Below are 15,929 nucleotides of genomic sequence, written 5' to 3'. Positions count from 1 at the left end.
CTGCACGCCATGACCATGCCCCTTGCCTCCCTCGCCGAACGCAGCCTGGCCCACGTGTGGCACCCCTGCACGCAAATGAAGCGCCATGAGGCGCAGCCCCCCATTGCCATCGCCCGGGCCCAAGGGCCCTGGCTGCATGCAGAAGACGGCCAACGTTATCTGGACGGCATCAGCTCGTGGTGGGTGAACCTGTTCGGGCACAGCCATCCTCACATCAAGGCCGCGCTGGCCGATCAGCTCGACAAGCTCGACCACGTCATGCTGGCGGGCTTCACGCATGCGCCGGTGGTGGAGCTGTCCGAGCGCCTGGGCGCCCTCACCGGCCTGGGCCATGCGTTTTATGGCAGCGACGGCGCATCGGCCACCGAGATCGCGCTAAAGATGAGTGCGCACTACTGGCGCAACTGCGGCCGCCCCGGCAAGAGCCGCTTCATCGGCTTGGCAGGGGGCTACCACGGCGAAACCGTGGGCGCCCTGGCCGTCACGGACATCCCGCTGTTTCGCGAGGCCTACGCCCCGCTGGTGCGCTTGGCCGCCACCGTGCCCAGCCCCGACGCCCGCCAGGCCCAACCGGGCGAGACCGCCGCCGACATGGCCCGCCGCGCCGCCGCCGCGCTGGAGCAATGGCTGCAAGAGCACCATGCCGACACTGCCGCCCTGATCGTCGAGCCCCTGGTGCAATGCGCCGCAGGCATGGCGATGCACGATGCCGAGTACCTGCGCCTGGCCCGCGCCCTGTGCAGCCGCTACGAGGTGCACCTGGTGGTGGACGAAATCGCGGTGGGCTTTGGCCGCACCGGCACGATGTTCGCCCACCAGCAGGCGGGCATCCAGCCTGATTTCATCTGCCTGTCCAAAGGCATCACCGGCGGCACGCTGCCACTGTCGGCCGTGCTCACCACCGATGCGGTGTACGCAGCGTTCTACGACGACAGCGTGGCCGGTGGCTTTTTGCATTCGCACTCGTACACCGGCAACCCGTTGGCCTGCCGCGCCGCGGTGGCCACGCTGGAGTTGTTTGAGCAACTGGACACGCTGACCACCAACGCCGCCCTGGCCCAGCGCATCGACGCGGCCTGCGCGCCCCTCACCCACCACCCCCGCGTGCGCCACGCGCGCCGCCTGGGCATGGTCTGGGCCTGGGATGTAGACACCACGCTGCCCGACTTTGCCCGCCGCTACCACCAGCACGCACTGGCGCAGGGGCTGCTGCTGCGGCCCATCTCCAACGGCGCAGGCCACACCTTGTATGCCATGCCGCCCTATGTACTGGACGACGAAGCCGTGCAGTGCCTGGCCACAGGTGCGCTCCATGCCCTGCAAGCCACCCTGGCAGAGGAGCCCGCATGACCGCCTGCTTTGTGGTGGGCACCGACACGGGCGTGGGCAAAACCCATGTCTCCTGCGCGCTGCTGCAGGCCCTGGCACAGCACCACAGTCGCGTGGTGGGCATGAAGCCCGTGGCTGCGGGCGTAGTGCCCTGGGGCGAGGGCTGGGCCAGCGAGGACAGCATCGCCCTGCGGGCGGCGTCCACCATCGCCGTGCCCCCTGAGCTGGACACACCGGTGCTGCTGCCCGATCCCCTGTCACCCCACATTGCCGCCGCACGCGCACGGGTGCAGATCGACATCGCCACCATCGTGCAGGCCTACCAGGCACTGTCCCTGCAAGCCGATGCCGTGGTGGTCGAAGGGGCCGGTGGCTTTCATGTGCCGCTGTCGCCAACCGAGACCGGGGCCGACCTGGCGGTGGCGCTGAATCTGCCCATGGTGCTTGTCGTAGGCCTGCGACTGGGCTGCCTCAACCACGCCCTGCTGACGGCCGAGGCCATTGCCGCACGCGGGCTGACGCTGGCAGGCTGGGTGGCCAACCGGGTGGACCCAGACATGCTGGCGCCCGAGGAGAACATTGCCTGGCTGCAGCAGCGCCTGGGCGCCCCGCCGCTGGCCAACATCCCCTGGGGCGAACACACCGCCCACAGCCTGGCAGCCCACTTTCAACTGCCCGCAGATTGGACCCGATGAACACCTCTGCCACCACCCCTGCCCTGCCAGCCACTTCACCGACGGCATCCTGGCTGGACGAGCTGCCCGGCCGCATCGCGGACCTGAAGGACGGGCACCTGCTGCGCGTGCGCCGCACCGTGGCCCCGGCGGGCGGCGCCATGCTGCAAATCGACGGCCAGCCCATGCTGGCCTTTTGCAGCAACGATTACCTGGGCCTGGCCAGCCACCCCGCGCTGGCGACCGCCGCGTGCGAGGCCGCCCATGCCTACGGCCTGGGCTCGGGCGGCTCGCCCCTGGTCAGCGGGCACAGCACGGCCAATGCGCTGCTCGAGCATGACCTGGCCCGCTTTGTGGGCCTGCCGCGTGCGCTGTACTTTTACGCGGGCTATGCCACCAACGTGGGCATCATCCCCGCGCTGGTGGGTGCGGGCGATGCCTTGTTCTCGGATGCACTCAACCACGCCTGCCTGATCGACGGCGCACGCCTGTCGCGGGCCACCATCCACCGCTACCCACATGCCGACCTGACCGCACTGGAAGCCGCCCTTGCCAGCAGCCCCGCGCAGCGCAAGTTGGTGGTGACCGATGCCGTCTTCAGCATGGACGGCGACGTGGCCGACATTCCGGCCCTGCTGGCGCTGTGTGAGCGCTACGACGCGCTGCTGCTCATCGACGACGCCCATGGCTTTGGTGTGCTGGGGGCACCCGGCCAGGAAGGGCGCGGCACGCTGGCGCACTTTGGGCTGACCGGCGAGAACGCCTCGCCCCGCATCCTGTACATGGCCACCCTGGGCAAGGCCGCAGGCGTGGCCGGTGCGTTTGTGGCGGGCAGTGAGGTGCTGGTGGAGTGGCTGCTGCAAAAAACCCGCAGCTACATCTTTGCCACCGCCGCCCCCGCCCTGCTGGCCAAGGCGCTGCAGGCCAGCGTGCAGGTGATGCAGACCGAGACCTGGCGCTACACGCACCTGCAGCAGCTCATCACCCGACTGCGTGCGGGGCTGGCCCCGCTGCTGGCGCGCACGCCGTGGCAGCTCATGCCATCGCACACACCCATCCAGCCACTGGTGATTGGCAGCAACGCAGCCGCCCTGGCCACCATGGAAGCGCTGCGATCACGCGGCCTGTGGGTGCCCGCCATTCGCCCGCCCACCGTGCCAGAGGGCACCGCCCGCCTGCGCATCGCGCTGTCGGCGGCCCACACACCGTTTGACATCGACCGGCTGGTGCAAGCCCTGGCCGAGCACGCGGACTCTCTTCTTGCCCCAGCATCCTAGATTCTGTTCCATACCGAAAGCGAGACACACATGCCCCATCTGGTTATCGAAACCACCGCAAACCTCGGCACCTACCCCAAGGCCCAGGTTCTCAAGGAGCTGGCCGCGTCGCTCACCGCGCATCCGCAGATTCCAGTAGAGGCCGATCTCAAGATCCGCTTTGTGGATGTGAGCGACTTTGTGATGGGGACGGCCCCTGAGCTGCGCGGCTTCGTGCATGCCGAACTCCGGCTGATGACAGGGCGCACGCCCGAGGCCAAGACCGAGCTAGCCGGGCGCGTGTTGGAAGTACTGCAGCGCAACACGCCACGCCCCGAAGGCATGTCGGTACAGCTGAGCGTGGAAGTGCGCGACATGGACCGCGCCACCTACGCCAAGGCACGGCTCGAATAAAAGCCACTGCTGGGGCTGCCCTGCCCCACGCCAGCAGTCCAGCGGGCGAAGCGGATGAAACGGGCAAAGAGCCCGCCCTGCCCCTCAATACCCCGCTGCCAACCCGTCGCGGCGCGGATCGCTCGCAGCCACGTAGCCTTCTACAGCCGGGTTGCCCGCACGCCAGATGAACTGGCCCGCGCCAAAGTCCTGGTACGAGTCGTTGATCACATCGATCTCGTGCCCCAGGTCTTGCAGGCCCTGCACGGCGGCCGCGTTCATGGCCGCTTCCACATTGATGTTCAGGCCCTTGTTGAAGCGCCAGCGCGGCGCATCGCAGGCGGCCTGCAGGTTCTGGCGGTAGTCCAGCATGCGCACCAGCGTTTGCATGTGGCCTTGCGGCTGCATGTTGCCGCCCATCACGCCGTAGCTCATCACGGGCTGGCCATCCTTGGTCAGGAAGGCCGGGATGATGGTGTGGAAGGGCCGCTTGCCGGGCGCCACCACGTTCGGGCTGGCAGCGTCCAGGCTGAAGCCGTGGCCCCGGTTTTGCAGGCTGATGCCGTAGGTGGGCACCACGCAGCCCGAGCCAAAGCCCATGTAGTTGCTCTGGATGAAGCTGACCATCATGCCGTTCTCGTCGGCCGCCGTGAGGTAGATGGTGCCGCCCTTGACCGGGTTGCCCGCCTTGAAGTCCTGTGCACGGCCCAGGTCGATCATGCGGGCGCGCGATGCCAGGTAGGCGTCATCGAGCATCTGCTCGGGCGTCACCTCCATGGTCGATGGCTCGGACACATAGCGGTACACGTCGGCAAACGCGAGCTTCATGGCCTCGATCTGCAGATGCTGCGAGGCCACCGAATCCACCGGCAGGCTGGCCATGTCGAACTTCTCCAGAATGCCCAGCGCAATCAGCGCAGCAATGCCTTGGCCGTTGGGTGGAATCTCGTGCAGCGTGTAGCCCCGGTAGTCGCGGGCCAGGGGCTTGACCCACTCGGGCTGGTAGCTGGCGAGGTCTTTCACCGTCAGGGCACCGCCCTGCTCTTTGGCAAAGGCCGCCAGGGCCTCGGCGATTTCGCCCTCATACAACGCATCGCCGTTGGTGGCGGCTATGGCCTTGAGTGCACGCGCTGCGGCGGGGAAGCGGAACAGCTCCCCCACCTCAGGCGCGCGGCCCCAGGGCAAGAAGGTGTCGGCAAAGCCCGCCATGCCCTGCAGCACGGGGGTGGCAGCCGCCCACTTTTGTTGCACCACGGGCGGCACCAGGTAGCCGCGCTCAGCCACTTCAATCGCAGGCGCCATCAGATCGGCAAACGGCAGCTTGCCAAAGCGCTGGCTCAAAGCCACCCAGCCACGCACCGCGCCGGGGATGGTCACCGAATCGATGCCGCGCATGGGCGGCGTGGTGGCATCTGCGCCGTACTTGGCCTTGAAATATTCGGGCGTCCAGGCCTGCGGCGCGCGGCCCGAGGCATTGAGGCCGTGCAGTTGCTGCCCATCCCACAAGATGCAGAACGCATCGCTGCCCAGGCCATTGCTCACCGGCTCCACCAGCGTCATCACGGCGGCGGTGGCCACAGCGGCGTCCACCGCATTGCCGCCCTGCTGCAGGATGCGCAAACCGGCTTGCGCTGCCAGCGGGTGCGAGGTGGACACCACATTGCGCGCAAACACCGGGATGCGGGTGGAGAGGTAAGGGTTGTGGTAGTTGAACTGCATGCGGTCTCCTGGCGATTTTTTGAAATGGATAAGGTGCTTGAACAGGATTCTTATTCGTTGACGATCTTGCGTTCGCTGATGATCTTCTTCCACTTGGCAAGGTCGTCCGCCACCATCTTGCTGAACTGGGTGGGCGTGCTCGTCACGGGCTCAATGCCCAGCGTGGTGAGCTTGTTGCGCACCTCAGGGTCGTTCAGCGCCTGGTTGGCAGCGGTGTTCACCCGGGTCACGATGTCAGCACCCAAGCCCTTGGGGCCGTACAGGCCAAACCAGGTGTTCGACTCGTAGCCGGGCAGCGTGTCGGCAATGGGCGGCAAGTCGGGCGCCAGCGGGCTGCGCTTGAGCGTGGTGACGCCCAGTGCACGCAGGCGGCCATCGCGCACGTGGGGCATGCCGGTGGGCAATGAATCAAACAGCACATCAAGCTGGCCGCTCACCAGGTCTGGAATCGCCAGCGCCGTGCCCTTGTAGGGGATGTGCGTCACATACAGGCCCGCCTGCGCCTTGAAGAGCTCGGCCGTCAATTGCACGATGGTGCCGTTGCCGCTGGAGGCGTAGTTGAGCTTACCGGGGTTCTTTTTGGCGTACTCGATCCACTCTTTGACCGTCTTGGCGGGCGAACTGTTGGGCACCAGCATGATGCTGGGCGCGTTGCCCACATGGGCAATCGGTGTGAAGTCGCGCACGGTGTCGTAAGGCAGCTTGCCGCCCATGGCGGGGCCAATCGAATGCGTGCTGGTGGTGGCCAACAGCAGCGTGAGGCCATCGGCCGGGGCCTTGGCCGCCAGGTCTGACCCGAGGCTTCCGCCCGCACCGGGCTTGTTGTCCACCACGATGGAGGTGCCCAGCTTTTCGCCCATCTTCTGTGACAGGGTGCGCGCAAACAGGTCGGTGGCACCGCCCGCTGGGAAGGGCACGATCAGGCGGATGGGTTTGCTGGCCTGGGCCAGCGCTGCAGGCACGGTGGCGCCCAGCGCCAGGGCGGCGGCCAGGCCGCGCAGAAAGTGGTGGCGACGGATCATGGATCGATTCCTTGCAAGAGGGGGGAGCGGAAACAACGAAAAGAAGGCGCCTTCAACGCCCCCAATGTAGGCGCTGGCCATCCATCAAAACAGATAATCAAAGTTATTTCGCTATGACGTCATGTCATACATAACGCCATGAAACCCTCTGCCGCCCCTGCCGATGAAGTCTCTTTGCAGCAGTTCCGCGCCCTGGCCGCCATTGCGCAGACGGGCAGCTTCACGCTGGCGGCCGACGCGTTGCAGTTGACGCAGCCCGCCGTCAGCCACCTCATCAAGCGCATGGAGCAGCAGCTGGGCCAGCCGCTGGTGGTGCGCGGGCGGCGCATTCGGCTCACCGATGCCGGGCAGATGATGGCCGACACCGCCCAGCGCGCGCTGCGCATGATCGACGAGTCGGTGCACGCCTGTCGCTCGCAGGCGCAGCTGCAGGAGGGCCGGGTGGTGGTGGCCGTGGGGCACCTCACGGCCGGGGCGCTGCTGCCCGCGCTGCTGGCGCGCTTTTCGAAGGCACACCCCCAACTGGTGGCCACGCTGCACGACAGCAATGCTGCGCAGATGGTGGCGCAGGTGCTCTCACGCGAGGCGGACTTGGCACTGGGCTCAGACATCGGGCAGACGCATTCCGAGCTGGCCACCGAGCGCCTGTTCAGCGAGCGCATGGCGCTGTTTTTGCGGCACGACCACCCTCTGGCCCAGCGCGCCAGCGTGCAGGGGCGCGACCTGGATGGCCTGCCCCTGGTGCATGTGAACCCCGATGCCGTGGTGTGGCGCGCCATCAGCCGCGAGCTGAGCGCCGTGGCCAATGTGTACCCGCAGGTGGTGCACCATGTCTCGATGCTGACCACGGCCTTTGGCATGATCCAGGCGGGCGCCGGGGTGGCGCTGCTGCCGCGCTATGTGGCGCGCCTCATGCCGCCCGACCTGCGCGCCGTGCCCATCGTGCGGCCGGTGCTGGAGTTTCCGGTGGTCGCCATCCGCCTGGCCAAACAGCCGCTGAGCCCAGCGGCCATGGCATTCCTGGCCATGGCGCGGCAGCACCTCAAGCCCTTGGCCACAGGTGCATCGTGACGCAGGCCGCTCAGGTGCTTTCTTTGACTACCCGGCCGTTCAGGGGCTGCACGGGCCGCGCATTGGCGTTGTAGACCTTGCGGAACGACTTGATTTGCTGCGGGCTCAGCTTCACGGGGTCTTTGAGCACCATCCACTGCACCCCTTCGGAGCATGGTGGCGTGGTCAGAGAGCCTTCAAAGCTGTAGTAACCCTTCTTGGCAGGCAGCAAGGCGCCCAGGTCCAGCGTCAGGCCATCGACCGTCACCTGCTCGCCCACGCGTGGCAGGTGGGCAAAGATAGGTGCCCATGCGGCGTTGGCCTTGCCCGGCTGAATCAGCACCGCCACCACGCCCAATTTGCCGTCTTCGCCCTTATGCACAAAGTGCGCCACCATGGCAGTGTGCTTGCCCGCCACGGCTTCTTCGCTGGGGGTATGGAAGTGGAACTGCAGCAGCTCCAGCCTCTTGCCATCGACCACCAAGCTGTTGCCCGCTGGCAGGTTTACCTGCACGGTGTGGCCGTTGTTGACCAGCGTGGGGGCTGATGCCGTGTACTGAAAGTCCAGCACAGGCAGGTCCGCCTTCACGGCGTTGCGGATGTCAATGGGGCTTTGCGATGCGCCCCGGGCGCAAGCCTCAAAGCCCGCTTCCAACTCGCCCCAGTGGGCTGCGCCGTGTTTGCCCTTGTACTCCCAGTGTGGGGCATGTTGTGCGAAAGCCAGCGAGGCGCACAGCGCCACCGAAGCCAGGGCGATTTGTCGAATCCAATGATGGTGTGTCATGGTTTTTGGTGATGATCAGACAAAGGACATGCCCCTCCTCAAGCAGCGCACGCGTTCACCCCACGACCATTGGAAAGATCAAACAAGGAAGGGCTGAAACAACAAACCGTGGAGCTTTGTGCTGCTGCAGCAAGGCGCGATGGCCTCGCCGGTGCACATGATGATCGCAACAGCGTGTACAGAGCAAGAGCTAACACGCATGAACGCCCACCCACCCCCAAAAAAAGATCGCAGGGGTGCCGACCGCAGAGCGGCGCTTACACCACGGGCAGGTCCGACGGTAAAACACGCGCTGCCAACCAGCCCCGCAAGCTGTTTACAAAGGCCCATTCGCGCACCTGCGGCACATCGCTCACGCGCAGCACGGCCTCGACCACGCGGACTTCGCGCAGGGCCACGGCGCGGCCCACGCCGGGCAGCAGGCCGCTGGCCAGGGGCGGGGTCACCCAGCGGCCATCGGGCAGCAGCGCGGCGATGTTGCCGCGTGTGCATTCGGTGATCTCGCCCGCCCCGTTGTAGAGCAAAGTGTCAAACACCCCGGGCTGCGCCGCCGCGTCGGGCGTAAAGGCGTCGTAGTGGGCGCGGCGCGTGGTTTTGAAGCGGGTGAACTCGCTGTGCGCCTCGGCCAACGGCTGCCCCGCCAGTTGCAGCAGCACGGGCACGGCGGTGGGCTGCGTGGCGAAGGCCTCGGCACGCGGCTGGCCCGTGGCGTTGAGCAGCAAGCGCACGCGCCACAGCCCCTCGGGGTGCTGCGCGGCCAGGGCCTGCAGGCATTGCTGCACACGGACAGCATCCCAGGCAAAGCCAAAATGCTGCGCCGCCCCGGCCATGCGGGCCAGGTGCTCGCCCACGTGGCGCAATTGCCCAGCGTCCAGCGCCAGGGTTTCCAGAATCTCAAACGGCATGCTCGCCCTTTCCACAAAGGCGCGCTTATGGCGCCACTCGTTCCACTCGGCCTCCGCCTCGGCCCCCGAGGTGATGCCGCTGCCAATGCCGCACACCGCCTGCGGTGCGCTGCCCGGCCCCTGCGTGCGCAGCACCACGGTGCGGATGGGCACATTGAAGGTGGCCGCCACCGGGTGCACGCCTTGGACAAGGCCTGGGCCCGCTGCGCGGTCAGTGGCCGGGCCCGCAGGCCGCACCACGCCCACCGCGCCGCAATACACGCCACGCGGCCCGGCCTCCAGCGCGCGGATCATCTGCATGGCCCGCACCTTGGGCGCACCGGTGACGGAGCCGCAGGGGAACAAAGCCGCAAACACATCGGCCAGCGTGGTGCCGGGGCGCGTGCGGGCCACCACGTCCGAGGTCATCTGCCACACCGTAGGCAACGCCTGGGTGGCAAACAGCGCAGGCACCCGCACGCTGTGGGGCAAGGCCACACGCGATACATCGTTGCGCAGCAGGTCCACGATCATCACGTTCTCGGCACGCTCCTTGGGGGCTGTGCGCAGGTATGCGGCATGGGCAGCGTCTTGCTCAGGGGTCGCGCCGCGCGGGGCGGTGCCCTTCATGGGGCGGGCGAGCAAGGGCCCCTCGCCTTCCGGGCTGTCCAGCCCTTCCTGCCAGTCAAAAAAAAGCTCAGGCGACACGGACAGCACCTGCTCAGGCCCCGCGTCTATGCAGGCCGCATAACCCTGTGGCTGGGCGCGGTGCAAGGCGGCAAACAGGTCTGCCGCATGCCCCTGCAGCGTGCCCTGCAGCGGCGCGGTGTAGTTCACCTGGTACAGCTCGCCGTTGCCAATGGCCTGCTGGATGCGGGCAATGGCGGCATCAAAATCCTGGCGCGCCATGCCTGCCTGCCAATCCACGCTGGGGGCATCGCCGGTTGCGCCGGGGGGCGGCGCGTCCGCAGCCCAGGGCTCGGCGTGGTCGTACACGGCGAACCAGGCCAGGGGGCCATCGGCCGCATGGGTCTGCAAGGCGGCATCGAACGCGGCAGCCGCTTCGTAGCGCACATAGCCCACGCACCATGATCCCTGCCGTGCGGCGGCGTACACAGCGTCCAGCACCGCACGCACCTGGGTGGGCGCATCGGCGCGCAGCACCTGGCGTGGCACGCCAAACTGGCAGCGCAGGCGCGGCGCGTCAGGCAGCAGGGGCTGGGTGAAGTCGATGCAGGACATAAAGAGTCAAACTGGCCCCTAGGGCAATCCAATCAAGCGCAAATAGCTATTATTTTCATAGCAAACCAGCCAGCATGCCAAGCCTTGCGGCCCCACGTTGCCAGCTACCTGCGCCAAGGCAAAGGTGGCAAGGATAGCCACATTGCGCCCACCCCTGCAGCGCAACCCCTTGACCACCCGCCTTGCGACATTGCCTTCATCTCGGCCCGGCAAGGGGCTTCACGCCCTCAAGCCCTCATTGGCCGCTGTAGGGCAAGGAGGAGTGGTGGACCACGATGCGCAGCTTGCCCGCATCGTCCTTCACATACGACCAGGTTTTGTCCACGGTCGTCACCTTGCCGTCCTTGCCGGTCATCACCACGTTGCCCATGCTGGAGGCCGAGTCACCCGCGACAAACACGGCGGCATTCGTGGCTTCGCAGCGCGTCCAGCCCTTGAGGGCAAAGCCCGTGTCCTTGGGGAAGTTGCTGTCGCCCCCCACAAAGTAGGCCAGCGCGCCCGCACGGGTGGTGCGGAAGGTTTGCGGCGCGGCCGCCAGGGTGGGCTTGAACAGCACGGCCCCCAGCTGGTAACCGTAGGCGGCGTCGATGACTTTCTCGGCCAAGGCCTTGGCTGCGGGCTGCCCGCCCTTGTCGTTAGCAGCGCTGATGTCCACCAGCGCCTGGCACCAGGCCGCCTGTGCGGCAGTGACTTCGGATTCGGTGATGGCCCGGTTCACCACGGTGGCATGGCCCAGGGTGCTGAGCCCGGCAAGAACGAGGGAAACAAGGGGTGCGAGGTGGCGTGCGTTCATTTCAGGATTTCCTTCACAAGCGGAGGGTGGTTTGGCTGTGGAGGCACGGGATGTGCAACCACAGCTCTGCATTGGAAAAGGCTGGCATGAAACACCGATGGACGCCACATGAACGGCGCCTGATGCCCACATTAACGCCAGATGAACACGGGCATGGCCGCAGGCTTTGCAGCGACAATTCCGGCCATGTTCCGCCGCCGACTCAGCCTCGTCCTCGTCCTGCTGGCCGCCGCCGTCACACTGCAGGGCCTGGCGGCCGTGGTGGCCGTGCGCGAGGCCGAGCGGCAGGTGGTGCGGGGCCGCGTGGCCAGCGACACCCTGCAGCGCTTTGTCGAGCTGTCCTCTACCAAGCAACGCCTGCGTGCCTGGGCCACGCAGCACCAGATTGGCGCAGGCGGTGCCACTTCCGAGCGCGACACCCTGGTCGAGCGCATGCAGGCGCAACTGCAGTCACTGGTGGCGCTGGCGCGCGATGCCGAAACCATGGGCCTTGCCGAGGAGGCGCCCGAAGAACACGCTGCCCGCCTGGATGCCCTGCGCGTGCTGACCCACAGCGTGGCCCAGCTGGGCGCAGCCGTGCGCGAGATGCAGCCCCTCTCGCCCGAGGTGCAGGCCAGCGCCGTGTGGAACGCGCTGACGGCGGTGTTCGAGCAGTCCGAAGGGCGCGACCTGCGCGAATTGGTGGCCCAGAGCATTGCACGCGAACAGGCCGCCATGCAGCGAGAGCGCGCCGCTGCCGATGCCTCTTTGGCCCGCATGCGGGCGCTGTGGATTGGCACCGCCCTGGCCCTGGCGCTGGGTGCCTTGGCGGCCACGCTGTACTTTGGGCGCGCCTTGCGCCGCCCCCTGCATGCGCTGGCAGACGGCGCACGGGCACTGCAGCAAGGGCAGCTGCACCACCGCATCAACCTGCCGGGCCGCAACGAGTTTGCCGATGCCGCGCGCAGCATGAACGCCATGGCCGATGAGCTGGAACGCCACCGCCAGCGCGAGCAGCAGCAGCGCCAGGTGCTGGAAGCCACCGTGCGTGAGCGCACCGCCGACCTGCACCAGGCCAACGAATCGCTGCAGCGCACCGACGTGCGGCGGCGCCAGCTGCTGGCCGACATCAGCCACGAACTGCGCACGCCCACCACCGCGATCCGTGGCGAGGCCGAAGTGACCCTGCGCGGCGGCGAGCGCCCCGCCACCGAATACCGCGAGGCATTGGCCCGCATCGTCGACATCTCACGCCAGCAGGGCAAAGTGATTGACGACCTGCTGGCCATGGCCCGCACCGACATGGAGACCTTCAGCGTGGCCCGCGAGCCCGTGGCGTTGCAGCAGCCGGTGCTGGACGCCCTGGGGCTGGCCACGGCCCTGGCGGCCGAGCAGGGCGTGCGCCTGCAGGCAGAGGACGCCCTGCCCGACACCATCACCGTGTTTGGCGATGCCCAGCGCCTGACGCAGTTGGTGCTGCTGTTGCTGGACAACGCCATCCGCTACTCGCACCCGGGGGGCACCGTATCCTGGCGTCTGCTGGCAAAAGACGGCTGGGCCGAGTTGCAGGTGCGTGACGAGGGCATTGGCATCCCGGCGGCCGAGCTGCCCCAGGTGTTTGAGCGGCATTTCCGGGGCAGCTCGGCGCGCCAGCACCGTGCCAGCGGCAGCGGCCTGGGCCTGCCCATTGCCCGCGCCCTGGCACAGGCCCATGGCGGCGCGCTGGAGTTGCACAGCCCCTGGCCCCCAAGCACCGAAAGCAGCACCGATGGCGGCACCTGCGCCGTGCTGCGGCTGCCGCTGTGGCATGGCGCCGAGACAGACACGCCACGGAACGCGGGCACCACCCCAGACATGGCATGAACATCCTTTTGGTGGAAGACGATCCCCGGATCGCAGACTTTTTGATGCGCGGCCTGCGGGCCGAAGGGCACAGCGTGCAGCGCGCGGCCCACGGCGTGGAGGGGTTGGCGCTGGCGCAAGAGGCCGCCCGCACCGCCCAGCCCAGCGACGCGCCCACCGTGCTGGTGCTGGACTTGATGCTGCCCGGCATGAACGGCATGGAGATTTGCCAAACCCTGCGCGCCGCAGGTGTGGCGCTGCCCATCCTGATGCTGACGGCGCTGAGCACGCTGGAAGACCGCGTGGCCGGGCTGCGCATGGGTGCGGACGACTACCTGTGCAAGCCCTTTGAATTTGAAGAACTGCTGGCCCGCCTAGAGGCCCTGGCCCGCCGCGCCCGCCCCTTGCAGCCGGGCCGCGCCAGCCGCCTGCAGGTGGACGACCTGGTGCTGGACCGCGAGAGCATGAAGGCCACGCGCGCCAGCCAAGCCCTGACGCTGACGGCCCGCGAGCTGGCGCTGCTGGAGCTGCTGATGAGCGCCCCAGGCCGCCTGTTCAGCCGCGAACGCATCCTGGCCAGCGTGTGGGGCCACAGCGAAGACCCGCTGACCAACGTGGTGGACGTGTACATCCGCCGCCTGCGCAGCAAGATCGACGACGGCCACGCCACCGCGCTGATCCACACCGTGCGCGGGCTGGGCTACCGGATGGAGGCCCAAGCACCTCCAGCGGTGGCCTGAGCCAATTCTTTGAATAAAAAGCACTGCCAGCGCTTGATTCACAAGCGCTAGCAGCTACATTTTTAATAGCAAATATTAAGCAGCGCCCAGGTGCGGCACCAGGCCCGCCGTGGGCTGCCCATTTTTAAGCGCAGCGGTGAAGGCCAGCATGCGGTCAATCGGCTGGCGTGCGCGGGGGATGAGCGCGGGCTCTACGTGCACGGCGTTGACCCCGGTCTCCAGCACGCGGGCCACGTCGGCCAGGCCGTTCATCGCCATCCACGGGCAATGCGCGCAGCTCTTGCAGGTGGCGCTGTTGCCCGCCGTGGGCGCTTCGTAAAAGGTCTTGCCGGGGTTGAGCGTGCGCAGCTTGTGCATCATGCCGTTGTCAGTGGCCACGATGAACTCGGTGGCTTCCATCTCGCGCGCGGCCTTGAGGATCGCGCTGGTGGAGCCCACGGCATCGGCCAGGGCCACCACGTCGGCGGGGCTTTCGGGGTGCACCAGCACCTTGGCATGTGGGTGCTCTTTTTTGAGCAGCTCCAGCTCCAGTGCCTTGAACTCGTCGTGCACGATGCAGGCACCGTTCCAGAACACCATGTCCGCGCCCGTTTCGCGCTGGATGTAGGCGCCCAGGTGGCGGTCTGGCGCCCACAAAATCTTCTGGCCTGCGGCCTTGAGGGCGCTCACGATCTCCAGCGCGCAGCTCGATGTCACCAGCCAGTCGGCCCGTGCCTTCACGGCTGCGCTGGTATTGGCGTACACCACCACGGTGCGGTCGGGGTGCTGGTCGCAAAACGCGCTGAACTCGTCGATGGGGCAACCCAAATCGAGCGAGCAGGTGGCGTCCAGATCGGGCATGAGCACGGTCTTTTCCGGGCTCAAAATCTTGGCCGTCTCGCCCATGAAGCGCACACCGCTCACCACCAGCGTCTGTGCGGCGTGGTCGCGGCCAAAGCGGGCCATCTCCAGCGAATCGCTGACCAGGCCGCCGGTTTCCTCAGCCAGGTCCTGCAAGTCAGGGTGCACGTAGTAGTGCGACACCATGACCGCGTTCTTTTCCTTGAGCAGGCGGCGGATCTCGTCTTTCAGCGCGGCACGCTCGGCCTGCGATGGCTCGGGCGGCACGCGCGCCCAGGCGTGTTTGGTGGAGCAGACGGCGCCTGCAGCGGCTTCGTCGGGCTGCTCGTACTCGACGTCAATACGGTTCAGGGCTGCGGTGCTCATGCCAGCTCCTGTAGGCGCATCGAAAAGTCGGTGGCCTTTACGTCTTTGGTCAGCGTGCCGATGGAAATACGGTCCACGCCGGTTTCGGCCAGCTCGCGCAGACCCGCCAGCGTCACGCCACCGGAGATTTCAAGGATGGCACCACCGCCCGCGTGCGCAGCGTTGATGCGCACCGCCTCGCGCAGCATGGGCAGCGGCATGTTGTCCAGCAGCACCATCTTGGCGCCCGCATCCAGCGCTTCGGCCAGTTGCTCCAACGTTTCCACTTCGATCTCGATGAAGCTGGCCTGCGCGGCCACAGCCTGCGCAGCTTTCAGCACCGCCGTCACGCCACCAGCGGCGGCAATGTGGTTCTCTTTGATGAGCACGGCGTCGTGCAGGCCAATGCGGTGGTTGGTGCCGCCGCCCACGCGCACGGCGTACTTTTGCGCCAGGCGCAGGCCGGGGATGGTCTTGCGCGTGTCCACAATGTGGGCGCGGGTGCCTGCCACCACGTCCACATAGGTGCGCGTTTTGGTGGCCACAGCCGACAGCAGTTGCAGAAAATTCAGCGCGGTGCGCTCGGCGCTCAGCAGAGCACGGGCATTGCCTTCCAGCTCCAGCACCACCTGATCTGGCGTGCAGCGCTGGCCCTCTTGCACATGCCAGGTGATCTGCACCGTAGGGTCCAACGCGCGCAGGGCGGCTTCGGCCCAGGGGGCGCCACAGATCACGGCGTCTTCGCGCGCCAGGATGCGCGCACGGGCACGGCGGGCGGGGTCAATCAGGCCGGCCGTGAGGTCGCCAGTGCCCACATCTTCGGCCAGGGCGCGGGCTACGTCGGCCTGGGCCAGTGCGGCCAGGGCCGCAGCGGTTTCATCGTCTCGATTTTTCATGGAGGGCAAGCATAGCGGCATCGCACAGACGCGCGGCACTTTTTGACGGATACCGTGGCGCCTGTTTGCGATCTCGCAGCGGCGTTGGCAGGACGCGATGCCAAGCGGGGTGCACCATGGGCCACAAGCAGCGGCCCAGTG

At 67.2% G+C, this 15,929-nt stretch carries 14 protein-coding genes; 7 read left to right on the top strand and 7 right to left on the bottom strand.

The window, feature by feature from the left end; translation table 11 throughout:
• Positions 1–9 precede the first annotated feature (9 nt).
• The 4 genes from bioA to CLU88_RS22370 are packed head-to-tail and all read left to right on the top strand — an operon-like array spanning position 10 to position 3,673.
• On the top strand, positions 10–1,350 hold the full coding sequence (gene bioA / locus CLU88_RS22385; RefSeq protein ID WP_369827681.1) for an adenosylmethionine--8-amino-7-oxononanoate transaminase: 1,341 nt from the start codon (positions 10–12) through the stop codon (positions 1,348–1,350).
• Positions 1,347–2,024 carry a dethiobiotin synthase gene (gene bioD, locus CLU88_RS22380; RefSeq protein ID WP_099658492.1) on the top strand — a complete coding sequence of 226 codons (678 nt, stop codon included), beginning with the start codon at positions 1,347–1,349 and terminating at the stop codon, positions 2,022–2,024. The genes bioA and bioD overlap by 4 nt, the downstream gene beginning before the upstream one ends.
• Entirely contained in the window at positions 2,021–3,280 is a 1,260-nt protein-coding gene (gene bioF, locus CLU88_RS22375) for an 8-amino-7-oxononanoate synthase (protein ID WP_099658491.1), read from the top strand. Before bioD ends, bioF begins: the two co-directional genes overlap by 4 nt.
• 30 nt (positions 3,281–3,310) lie before the next feature.
• The gene (locus CLU88_RS22370; RefSeq protein ID WP_099658490.1) at positions 3,311–3,673 is read left to right on the top strand and encodes a 5-carboxymethyl-2-hydroxymuconate Delta-isomerase; all 363 of its coding nucleotides are present in this window, start codon (positions 3,311–3,313) and stop codon (positions 3,671–3,673) included.
• 84 nt (positions 3,674–3,757) lie between these two features.
• On the opposite strand, the gene CLU88_RS22365 is transcribed toward CLU88_RS22370, so the two are convergent.
• Both CLU88_RS22365 and CLU88_RS22360 read right to left on the bottom strand, forming a co-directional pair.
• The gene (locus CLU88_RS22365) at positions 3,758–5,371 is read right to left on the bottom strand and encodes a gamma-glutamyltransferase family protein (RefSeq protein ID WP_099658489.1); all 1,614 of its coding nucleotides are present in this window, start codon (positions 5,369–5,371) and stop codon (positions 3,758–3,760) included.
• 50 nt (positions 5,372–5,421) lie between these two features.
• Complete coding sequence (locus tag CLU88_RS22360) at positions 5,422–6,393, bottom strand: tripartite tricarboxylate transporter substrate binding protein (RefSeq protein ID WP_199173490.1); 972 nt, start codon at positions 6,391–6,393, stop codon at positions 5,422–5,424.
• A 138-nt stretch (positions 6,394–6,531) separates the two neighbouring features.
• Between CLU88_RS22360 and CLU88_RS22355 the strand changes: the two genes are divergently transcribed.
• A complete protein-coding gene (locus tag CLU88_RS22355) occupies positions 6,532–7,464 on the top strand; it encodes a LysR family transcriptional regulator (protein ID WP_099658488.1) in 933 nt (310 codons plus the stop codon).
• A gap of 10 nt (positions 7,465–7,474) precedes the next feature.
• On the opposite strand, the gene CLU88_RS22350 is transcribed toward CLU88_RS22355, so the two are convergent.
• The 3 genes from CLU88_RS22350 to CLU88_RS22340 form a co-directional block, all read right to left on the bottom strand.
• Positions 7,475–8,227 (bottom strand): carbonic anhydrase, encoded by a 753-nt coding sequence (locus CLU88_RS22350; protein WP_099658487.1) that lies wholly within the window; start codon positions 8,225–8,227, stop codon positions 7,475–7,477.
• A gap of 257 nt (positions 8,228–8,484) precedes the next feature.
• A complete protein-coding gene (locus CLU88_RS22345) occupies positions 8,485–10,353 on the bottom strand; it encodes a chorismate-binding protein (RefSeq protein WP_099658486.1) in 1,869 nt (622 codons plus the stop codon).
• A gap of 235 nt (positions 10,354–10,588) precedes the next feature.
• Positions 10,589–11,146, bottom strand: coding sequence for a hypothetical protein (locus CLU88_RS22340; RefSeq protein ID WP_233205557.1), 558 nt, complete (start codon positions 11,144–11,146; stop codon positions 10,589–10,591).
• A 141-nt stretch (positions 11,147–11,287) separates the two neighbouring features.
• Between CLU88_RS22340 and CLU88_RS22335 the strand changes: the two genes are divergently transcribed.
• Positions 11,288–12,988 carry a HAMP domain-containing sensor histidine kinase gene (locus tag CLU88_RS22335; protein WP_099658485.1) on the top strand — a complete coding sequence of 567 codons (1,701 nt, stop codon included), beginning with the start codon at positions 11,288–11,290 and terminating at the stop codon, positions 12,986–12,988.
• Positions 12,985–13,707: a response regulator transcription factor gene (locus CLU88_RS22330; protein ID WP_099658484.1), complete on the top strand. Its 723-nt coding sequence runs from the start codon at positions 12,985–12,987 to the stop codon at positions 13,705–13,707. The genes CLU88_RS22335 and CLU88_RS22330 overlap by 4 nt, the downstream gene beginning before the upstream one ends.
• 75 nt (positions 13,708–13,782) lie before the next feature.
• Here CLU88_RS22330 and nadA read toward each other — a convergent pair whose 3' ends face one another.
• The gene (gene nadA / locus CLU88_RS22325; RefSeq protein ID WP_099658483.1) at positions 13,783–14,913 is read right to left on the bottom strand and encodes a quinolinate synthase NadA; all 1,131 of its coding nucleotides are present in this window, start codon (positions 14,911–14,913) and stop codon (positions 13,783–13,785) included.
• Positions 14,910–15,788, bottom strand: coding sequence for a carboxylating nicotinate-nucleotide diphosphorylase (nadC, locus tag CLU88_RS22320; protein ID WP_099658482.1), 879 nt, complete (start codon positions 15,786–15,788; stop codon positions 14,910–14,912). Before nadC ends, nadA begins: the two co-directional genes overlap by 4 nt.
• Positions 15,789–15,929 lie beyond the last annotated feature (141 nt).

This window comes from Acidovorax sp. 56 (genome assembly GCF_002749705.1).
Taxonomy (GTDB): Bacteria; Pseudomonadota; Gammaproteobacteria; order Burkholderiales; family Burkholderiaceae_C; genus Acidovorax.
The sequence above is the reverse complement of the archived record's forward strand: the minus strand, read 5'-3'. Positions and strand labels throughout refer to the sequence as shown.